This window comes from Candidatus Effluviviaceae Genus V sp., assembly GCA_014728125.1.
Classification (GTDB): Bacteria; Joyebacterota; Joyebacteria; order Joyebacterales; family Joyebacteraceae; genus WJMD01.
In genome coordinates, this window is sequence record WJMD01000028.1 from 1 (window position 1) to 8,632 (window position 8,632).

Genomic DNA, 8,632 nt, shown 5'->3' on the forward strand with positions numbered 1-8,632 from the left:
GATCTTCAGACCGAACGTCCTGCTCGTGAGAACGCCGGACTCCGATGAGCGCAGAGAGGAGCTCTCGGTCGTCATCGAGAGAGCACGCGAGAAGCGGGTCGGCGTGCTGCTCCTGTCGGAGCACGCGCGCGCCGGCCTCGGCCTCGAGGGTTCGGTCAACGTCTGGGTGAACGAGGCAAGCCCCGACTGGGAGCTCAAGATGGAGCTGCACGGCGCCGACCTCGCCCTGCTCATCGCCTACAAGCTCGCGACGAACTGGGACGGCCGGCTGACGATCTGCGTGAACGCGCGTGAGGAGGAAGGAAAGGCCGAGCGCTATCTCGAAGACCTCCGTTCGGCCGCCCGCATGCCCGGAGCCGACATCTTCGTGGGTGCGGGGACGCGGAGGAAGGCGGTCGAGGCCGCCCCGTCCTCGGACCTGAACATCTTCCCGCTGACCGACGAGCCCGACTACGACGAGCTTGCGAAGCTCGTCGAGATCGCCGGCTCATCGTGCATCTTCGCCAGGGACTCGGGTGTGGAGAGCGCGCTGGCTTAGCGCCGGGAGGCACTCACGCTACAGTCGGCATTGAACGGGCATGCGGTCTCAGCCACGTTGCCGCGCCGCATCCGTCCTGCGGAACGCTAGTCGCATCTGAAGAGCGACTTGATGCTCCCCCAACTCATCGCCTCGACGAGCGAGGTGCATTCCCCGCAGGGACCTTCGTCGTGCGCGCCCATCAGCGTGTCCGTCGGGTTCTCCGGATCGTCGGCGAGACAGGGCGAGTTTGAGCACAGCGTGAAATCGTCGTGGTCGTCGTTCTCCGACCCGCTCATGTCGCAGAAGCGCGGGTCGAGACTGATGTTGCTCAGGAAATCGCCGAACCCCTCGATACTCCCGGACCAGTCTCCCCCGGTGTTGCCGTAGACGTCCATCCAGTGAAGGTCGAGCGGGTCGTTCCAGTTCGGGTCGGGTACGACCGAGGCGCCGCACGCGATCGCCTCGCCTCCGTTGAAGGCGATGATGCTCTCCGTGATGTCGCTCCACGAGAGAGACTCGCCGAAGTAGACGGCGCCTGAGACAGAGCCGCTCCACGGGTGGTTGTCGGCAATGGTGCAGCCGGTCAGCGACAGGAAGCTGCATCCCAGGACGTCGAGCGCGAATCCCCGCTGAGCCCGGTTCCCGTTGAACTGACAGGAGCTGAAAGAGCAGTTGGACACATCCTCGAGCGCGACGGCGCCACCGCGTTCCGACGCCACGTTGTCCCTGAACGTGTGCTCCTCGATGGTCACCCCGTCGGCGTCGTATATGTACACGGCCCCGCCGTGCCAGGCCGTGTTGTCCTCGAAGTAGTCGTTGGTCACGCCCCAGCCCGCCATAGAGAAGGCCCCGGCGTGCTCAGCGCACAAGCCGCCGCCGTAGGTGACAGCCTGGTTGAGCGTGAAGCGTCCGAAGTTCACCTCGGGAGAGCCGCCCCCCGTGATGTAGATGCCGCCCCCCGCGTGATGAGCGTAGTTGTCAGTGAAGACAGCGCTTCTGATCTCGAGCGACGCGAGCGAGTCCACGTAGACGCCGCCTCCCAGGCCCGATGATCGCGCGGGCCCGAACGGCCTGCCGCTCATGACCGCTTCGTTCCCCTCGAACGTGCAGACGTTGATGAGATTCGTCGTGGCGGCCCCGAAGATCGCGAGGCCTCCTCCCCTCTCCGCTTCGTTGTAGCGGAAGATGTTGCTCCCGAACGCGTCCATCGGGCCGCTCGTACCGCGGATGACGGCGCCGCCACCGGCACCCTCGCACGTGTTTCCGTCGAAGTGACAGCTGACGACGTACGGCGTCCCGCCCTCGCAGTAGAGCCCGCCGCCCTCCACGGCGGCGGAGTTGCCCGCGAACGTGATGTCCTCGAGCCTGGTCGACGAGCTCACACACAGCATCGCGCCGCCTTTGCCGTCCATCCCGCCGCCGACCGCGGCACCGCCCGTCAACGTCAGAGCGTCGATCTCGCCGCCCTCGACGCCGTCCAGGATGAAGCACCGGCCGAGGTCACCCGCGTCGACGACGACGTACTGCGGGTCTCCCGACGCACTCTCGACAGTGACGCCGGAGGCCATCAGGATGTCGTGTTCGTAGTATGTGCCGTCGGAGATGAGAACGGTGTCGCCAGAGTCCGCTGCCGCGATGGCGGTCTGAATGGTCGGCTGATCCTGTGGGACTCTGATGGTCACGGATCGGGAAGGCGCGGCAACCGCGGCAAGCGCGGCCAGAGCAAGAGCAGAACGGTTCAACCGCATGACGGGCCTCCTTTCGTCCAAGTGCTGGCCCGTGCGGCCTCCTGGAGCAGGCTCTCGGCTAGCCCCTCTCGGCCAGAACGGCCTTGACGACATGGTCGACCTGCTCGGAGGTCAACTCCGGGTAGAGCGGCAGGCTCAGACAGGTGCGAGCCAGCTCCTCGGTGACCGGGAGATCTCCTTCCGTGTATCCCATGTCCTTGAAGGTCGGCTGAAGATGGATCGGGATCGGGTAGTGGAACGACGTCGCGACGCCGCGCGCGTCGAGGCTCTGTGCCAGCTCGTCACGCCGGTCATCGCGGACGACGTAGAGGTGGTAGACGTGCTTTCCTTCGGTCACCTCGCGCGGAAGCGCAAGGCTCGTGTCCTTGAGTCGCTCCGTGTACCGGGCCGCGACGGCGCGCCGGGCATCGTTCCATCTGTCGAGATGCCTGAGCTTGGCCGACAGGACCGCGCCCTGGAGCCCGTCCATGCGGTAGTTGTATCCGACAAGTTCGTGGAGGTAGCGCGTCGTCTGTCCATGGTCGCGTATGGTTCTCATGCGTTCGGCGACCTCGGGGTCGTCCGTGGTCACGGCTCCGGCCTCCCCGAGCGCAGCGAGGTTCTTGGTCGGGTAGAAGCTGAAGCACCCGACGGTCCCCATCGAGCCGGCCCTCCGTCCCTTGTAGTCGGCGCCCGGCGTGTGCGCGCAGTCCTCGATGACCGGTATGCCGCGTCTTCCGGCGATCTCGAGCACACGGTCCATGTCGGCGCACTGACCGTAGAGGTGCACCAGGACGATCGCCTTCGTTCTGTCGGTCACCGCGCGCTCGAGCGCGTCGGGATCGACGGTGTAGCTCTCAGGGTCTATGTCGACGAAGACGGCCCTCGCCCCGATGTAGAGCACCGGCCAGGCGGTCGCCACGAAGCTCATCGAAACGCAGACGACCTCGTCCCCCGGCTCGACGCCGACACCGAGCATCGCCAGATGAAGCGCGCTCGTCCCACTGCTCGTTCCCGCACACTCGCCGACCCCGCAGTACTCGGCGAACTCCTCCTCGAACCGGCGGACGGCCGGACCGTTCGAGAAGCCCGAGTCCTCGAGGACGGAGTCGATGGCGGCGCGGATCTCGTCCTCCATCGATGTCGTCTGCGCCCTCAGGTCGATGATGGGAACGCGCGCGGCGTCTGATTCGTAGCTCACAAGAACAGCACCTTTCTACTTGCGGATCCGAAGTCCAAGCAGCACGAAGGGGCGAAGGAGCTGCCACCAGTCCCGAACGAGACGGATCTTCGTGTACTCGACCTTCCTCTCGTCCGGATAGCGCTTGGTGACCGGCACCTCGGCGACAGTGTACCTCAGCTCGTAGGCCTTCCAGTGAACGTAGTACTCGTACTCGTAGCCGTCCAGCCAGTCCTGCCCTATGTCGATGCGTGGGTCGTCGAGCATCGCGAGGCGGTACGCGCGGAAGCCGTTCGTCAGATCGGTACACCGTCTCCGCATCCACAGCGTGAAGAGGAAGCTGAGAACCTTGATCGCGACGAGCCGGAAGAGCGGGAGGTTCGGACTGGACCCACCGGGAAGGAAGCGGCTTCCCTGTACGTAGTCGGCACCCGCCAGAAGCGCCTCGACGAGACGGGGCACCTCGGCCGGATCGTCCTTCCCATTTCCGGCCATGACGACGAGGACATCGAAGTCGTTCTCGCGCGCGTACGCTACGCATCGCTTGATTGAGGCGCCGATGCCGCTCTGCGGCTGATCGAGCACATGGATACCGAGTTCCCGGAGATACTCCGGGCCGTCGTCCGTGGAACCGTCGTTGACGCCGATCACGTGGTCGGCGACGGGCAGAAGAAGTCTGTCCGCCCACAGTCTGAGCTTCGGTCCCTCGTTGTGAAACGGGAACATCAGCAGCACACGAGCGTTCTCATACACGCCCTCGGTAGCGGGGCGCCGCTCGCGGATGTCGTCTTCCTGCCTCACGCTACTCCGTGATCTTCTTGAGAAAGCGGGCGGGGTTGCCGACCCAGAGCTCGCCGGGCGGCACGTCCCTCGTGACGACAGCGCCCGCGCCGATGCCCGCGTTTCTGCCGATGGTGATGCCGCACAAAATGACCGCACCCGACCCGATGAAGGCCCCGTCCTCGACGAAGGTCGGAAGGACCTCCCAGTCATCCTCCGTCTGAAGCAGACCGTCCTCGTTCGTGGCCCTCGGCAGCAGCGTGTTCGTGAACATGACCCCATGCCCGACGAAGACGCCGGCGCCTATCTGCACGCCCTCACAGACGAACGAGTGACTCGATATCTTGCACCGGGGTCCGATCGTCGCGTTCTTCTGAACCTCGACGAAGGCGCCGAGGCGCGTGCCGTCGCCGATCGTGCAGCCGTAGAGGTTGACGAAGCCGTAGATCTCGACACCCTCGCCGAGTTCGACGTCGTCGCTGATTCTACAGAACTCCCTCATGCCGGGCATCCGCGCCACCCTTCTCCGTCAACCGCCGGTCAAACCGCGGCTGTCGTCACGTTCAGCGTCTCGTCCCTACTACGAACCGGGTCGCTCCTGCGAATCGGTCACGACGTTCTTCCGGTCCTCATCGGCGAGCATGACCGAGCTGTTTCGCTCCTCGATGACATGGTACAGAGGGCGGTCCCTGACCTCGGCCAGCAGGCGCCCGACGTACTCGCAGAGCACGGATAGTATCAGGAAGAGGAAGAAGAACATGACGGACCGGTGCAGGGACTGCGTGGCCCAGCCCGGCGTCACGTTCTCGATAACGAGTCGGACGATGAGAACGTAGGCCGCGACCGCTACGCTCAGAAGGCTGAGCAGTAGCGCCAGCAGGCTCACCGACCGAAGCGGGTGAGTCGAGCTGGCCACGATCATACTGATGCCCGTTCTCACGGCCTCCGACAGACTCTTGGTGCGCGGGTGCCTCCTCCGGTGCTTGAACGAGTAGGTGAAACTCCTGCTCCCGTACCCCACGTACAGGCTGAACGTCCTCAGATATCTGAGGCTGTCCTTCATACGGATCAAGGCGTTCAGGGCCTGCCGGCTGAACACACGGTAGTCCGTGGAGTTCGGTGTCAGACCGATGTTGAGCACGCGCGTGAAGTACCAGTAGAAGACCTTTGCGGCCAGCCGCTTGAGGAGGGAGTCCCCGCTTCGGTCCCTTCTCACGCCGAAGACGACGCCGACGCCCTCCCTGGCCTGCTCGACGATCTCCGGTATCAGCTCCACGGGGTCACGGTCAGGCTCGATGACGACGATGTAGTCACCGATCACGGAGTCGAGCCCGGCCGAGAGCGCGGACTCACGCCCGAAGCGCCGAGAGAGGAGAATGAGCCGGATGCACTCGTGCCTCTTGAGAGCATCCGAGACCTTCTCGACCGTCCCGTCCGTCGAACCGTCGTCCACGAGAACCAGCTCGTAGTTCTCGTACTCCCGCTTCAGAACCCCGAGGGCATCGTTGATGAAGTCGATGACGATGTCCTCGTCATTGTGAAGCGCCGCGACCACCGACACGAAGACGTCTGCACGTGCCACTAGACCACTCCCGTTCTCTTGAAACGCTCCGTCTCGAATCCGATGATGTCGTAGATGTTGTCTATCTTCCCCCCCATCAGACACGTCAGGTTCTGCAGCCCCCAGTCGGTCACATAGAGGACCGGACGACTGTCGTCGACCTCGCTGCGCGGGAGGACGGTCTTGACCTCCCACAGCGAGTCGACCTGTCGGCACCCGGCCAGCGACGGGATGTACCTGGACGCGTCGCGGATCATGTGCACGCCGAACGACCTCTTCGGCACTTCATCGAAGTACGCATACGGGTCGGAGGCCTTGCCGCCCGTGTGGTCGTACCACTCGCAGTGGGGCGTGTAGCGCACGTGCGACAGGGTGTAGAGCCCGAGCGGAGGAAAGGGCATGAACGAAAAGAAGGGACCGCACATCATCGTGACGCTCAGTCCCTGAAGCTCGTCGGGCATCTCGACCAGTGCCATCTCCGTCAGCTCGTGTTTGAGATAGATGTTCGGCAGTCCCGAGCGCGACAGCAGCCGGTTGAGCCCCGAATAGGTGCAGTTCTGCACTGACGGCGCGGTGATCCGGTCCTCCCCTTCCGGGCCGCGCGTCGTGACCGCGAGCGTCCCAGCGTCCTCGCGCTCGACGCGAACCGCCTCCGTCTCGAACCGGATCTCTATGCCCGCCGCGTCGAGTTTTTCCCGCGTGATGTTCTTAAGGATCACAGGATCGAAGGCGTACTCCTTGACGGAGTAGACGGCCTCGACGAGATCGGGATTGAACAGACGCGCGATCTCAGGCTCCGCCGGTTCGATCGGCGAGCCGATCCTCGAGATGAAGCGCCGAAACTGCTCGGCGGTCACCTTCGAGAAGACCCTTCCGATCGCGTAGTACTTCTCGAAGTCACTGACGATGCACTCGGGATAGTCCCTGACGAACCGCGGGAAGTTCACGCGGCAGCGGAGCGCAGTCAGCAGGCTCCGCGGGTAGTGATACCCGTTGTGGACGCGGGCCTGGTTGACATACGAGGCCCGCTGGAGCAGGTCGGGCTCGCGTTCGATGACGACCGGTCGGAGCCCGAGCTCCTCCTTGAAGTGAATCGCCAGCGAGCTCCCGAAGAAGCCGCCGCCTACGATGATGCAGTCGTAATCGGGGGACCTTCGCACGGGCCCTTCCTGTCGGGACGGAGGAGGAAGCCTGTCCGAACGGGGCGCCGGACGCCCTTGAGGCCGCCAGCTTCACGAGCGGCCACTCCCCGATTGTAAGGGAGCACTCAGGGTGAAGCAACAGTGGCAGCACCGAGCCCCTCTCAACGGCGGCGCCGGCAGCAGACCCGTCGCCTGGTACGGGGATGTGCTAGACTGGGGGGTCGGCTTCAGGACAGCGCTTCACCGGAAGGAGAGTATGATGAAGGGAGTGCCGCTCATTCTCACGGCCGTGATGCTCGGGGCCGTCGCTCAGCTGACGCTCAAGCGAGGCATGCAGATGTACGGAGAGGTCACGATGACCAGCATCTGGGGCCAGCTTGTTCAGATCCTGAGTGTGCCGCATGTGCTCATAGGGTTCCTCCTCTACGGACTGAGTTCGATCCTGTGGATCGCCGTTGTCTCGAGCGTCGACATCAGTATGGCCTACCCGATGGTCAGCTCGGCATACGTGGTCGTCTTCCTCGGATCGTGGCTTCTGCTCGGTGAGTCCATCAGCCCCATGCGCGCCGTGGGACTCGCGGTCATCGTCGCCGGCGTGATCATCATATCCCGGACATGACGGCCCCGCCTCCGTTCCGGTGGGCCTGTTGACTTCCCCGGGCGGCGTTTCTAACATTGGGCATTATGGGTGTGAAGAGCATGGCACAAGGTAGCGTAAGCAGGGGCGTTCTATGGACGACGCTTCTCGGCGCGGGGATCGCCGTCGTCGTCTTCTGGTCCGTCACGACGAAGCGTGCGGGACAGGAGGAAGTGCCGGCCCCGGAGGCGGTGACGCAGGAACAGCTGACGGTTGAGCGATCCGAGGTCCCCCCCATCGTCCCCGAGGAGTGGAAGGGCCGTCACGGGCGGTTCCACATCGGCGACTGGCGCGAGGTGTCGTTCGAGGAGCAGCAGTCGCTGACGCCCGAGCAGGAGGCGGAGATCGAGCGCCTCCGCTCGATCGGCTACCTCTCGGGCAAGGAACCGGTTCCGCTCCAGTCGGGCGTCACGGTCTACAACAGGGACCGCACGTACGACGGGCTCAACTTCTACACGACGGGCGACGTGCCGGGCGCGGTTCTCATGGACATGGAGGGCCGCATTCTCCACAAGTGGGCCTACAGCTACCTCGACGCGTGGGTCGGGAGCCCGAATCGGCCCCAGCTGCGCCCATCACCGAAGGGCTCGGGCTTCTGGCGACGCGCCCACCTGTTCAGGAACGGCGATGTCCTGGCCGTCTTCGACGGGCTGGCCATCATGAAGGTCGACCGGTACTCGAACCTCCTCTGGGTCAGCTTCGGCGGCTTCCATCACGACCTGCATGTCATGCCCGACGGGCGTATCTACGTTCTCACACGCGAGGCACACATCGTCCCGTGGTACAACCCCGACGATCCGGTGCTTGAGGACTTCGTCGCCGTCCTCGACAGCGACGGCCGCGAACTGGAACGTGTCTCCGTGCTCGAGGCCATCGCCGAGTCTGAGTTCGCCTCCGTGCTGGACGACGCCGAGCCGAAGGGCGACCTGCTCCACTCCAACACGGTCGAGGTGCTCGACGGCAGGCTCGAGGACAGGCTCCCGGCGTTCAGGGACGGGAACGTCCTCGTCACCGTGCGGGAGCTCGATCTCGTCATCGTGATCAACATGGAGACGGCACTGGTCGAGTGGGCTCTTCAGGACGGA

Annotated in this window: 8 protein-coding genes; 2 read left to right on the forward strand and 6 right to left on the reverse strand. The window is 64.5% G+C overall.

Annotated features, from left to right (window positions below):
- Window positions 1-624: 624 nt before the first annotated feature.
- From GF405_01500 to GF405_01525, 6 genes are all read right to left on the reverse strand, one after another.
- On the reverse strand, window positions 625-2,361 hold the full coding sequence (locus GF405_01500) for a hypothetical protein (protein ID MBD3366831.1): 1,737 nt from the start codon (window positions 2,359-2,361) through the stop codon (window positions 625-627).
- A complete protein-coding gene (locus GF405_01505) occupies window positions 2,327-3,385 on the reverse strand; it encodes an aminotransferase class V-fold PLP-dependent enzyme (GenBank protein MBD3366832.1) in 1,059 nt (352 codons plus the stop codon). The genes GF405_01500 and GF405_01505 overlap by 35 nt, the downstream gene beginning before the upstream one ends.
- A gap of 78 nt (window positions 3,386-3,463) precedes the next feature.
- Window positions 3,464-4,228 (reverse strand): glycosyltransferase, encoded by a 765-nt coding sequence (locus GF405_01510; GenBank protein ID MBD3366833.1) that lies wholly within the window; start codon window positions 4,226-4,228, stop codon window positions 3,464-3,466.
- A 1-nt stretch (window position 4,229) separates the two neighbouring features.
- Window positions 4,230-4,709 carry an N-acetyltransferase gene (locus GF405_01515; GenBank protein ID MBD3366834.1) on the reverse strand — a complete coding sequence of 160 codons (480 nt, stop codon included), beginning with the start codon at window positions 4,707-4,709 and terminating at the stop codon, window positions 4,230-4,232.
- 78 nt (window positions 4,710-4,787) lie between these two features.
- A complete protein-coding gene (locus GF405_01520; GenBank protein ID MBD3366835.1) occupies window positions 4,788-5,789 on the reverse strand; it encodes a glycosyltransferase in 1,002 nt (333 codons plus the stop codon).
- The gene (locus GF405_01525) at window positions 5,789-6,898 is read right to left on the reverse strand and encodes an FAD-dependent oxidoreductase (GenBank protein MBD3366836.1); all 1,110 of its coding nucleotides are present in this window, start codon (window positions 6,896-6,898) and stop codon (window positions 5,789-5,791) included. Before GF405_01525 ends, GF405_01520 begins: the two co-directional genes overlap by 1 nt.
- 271 nt (window positions 6,899-7,169) lie before the next feature.
- Between GF405_01525 and GF405_01530 the strand changes: the two genes are divergently transcribed.
- Together GF405_01530 and GF405_01535 are read left to right on the forward strand one after the other, a co-directional pair.
- On the forward strand, window positions 7,170-7,529 hold the full coding sequence (locus tag GF405_01530; protein MBD3366837.1) for a hypothetical protein: 360 nt from the start codon (window positions 7,170-7,172) through the stop codon (window positions 7,527-7,529).
- 65 nt (window positions 7,530-7,594) lie between these two features.
- On the forward strand, window positions 7,595-8,632 hold a 1,038-nt coding region (locus GF405_01535), incomplete at its 3' end, for a hypothetical protein (protein MBD3366838.1).

What these genes read in the sequence shown, in the direction of transcription:
- GF405_01500 (MBD3366831.1), bottom strand. Translation starts at nt 2,361, where the DNA reads ATGTCGTCAAGGCCGTTCTGGCCGAGAGGGGCTAGCCGAGAGCCTGCT.
- GF405_01505 (MBD3366832.1), bottom strand. Translation starts at nt 3,385, where the DNA reads ATGGAGGACGAGATCCGCGCCGCCATCGACTCCGTCCTCGAGGACTCG.
- GF405_01515 (MBD3366834.1), bottom strand. Translation starts at nt 4,709, where the DNA reads ATGAGGGAGTTCTGTAGAATCAGCGACGACGTCGAACTCGGCGAGGGT.
- GF405_01530 (MBD3366837.1), top strand. Translation starts at nt 7,170, where the DNA reads ATGAAGGGAGTGCCGCTCATTCTCACGGCCGTGATGCTCGGGGCCGTC.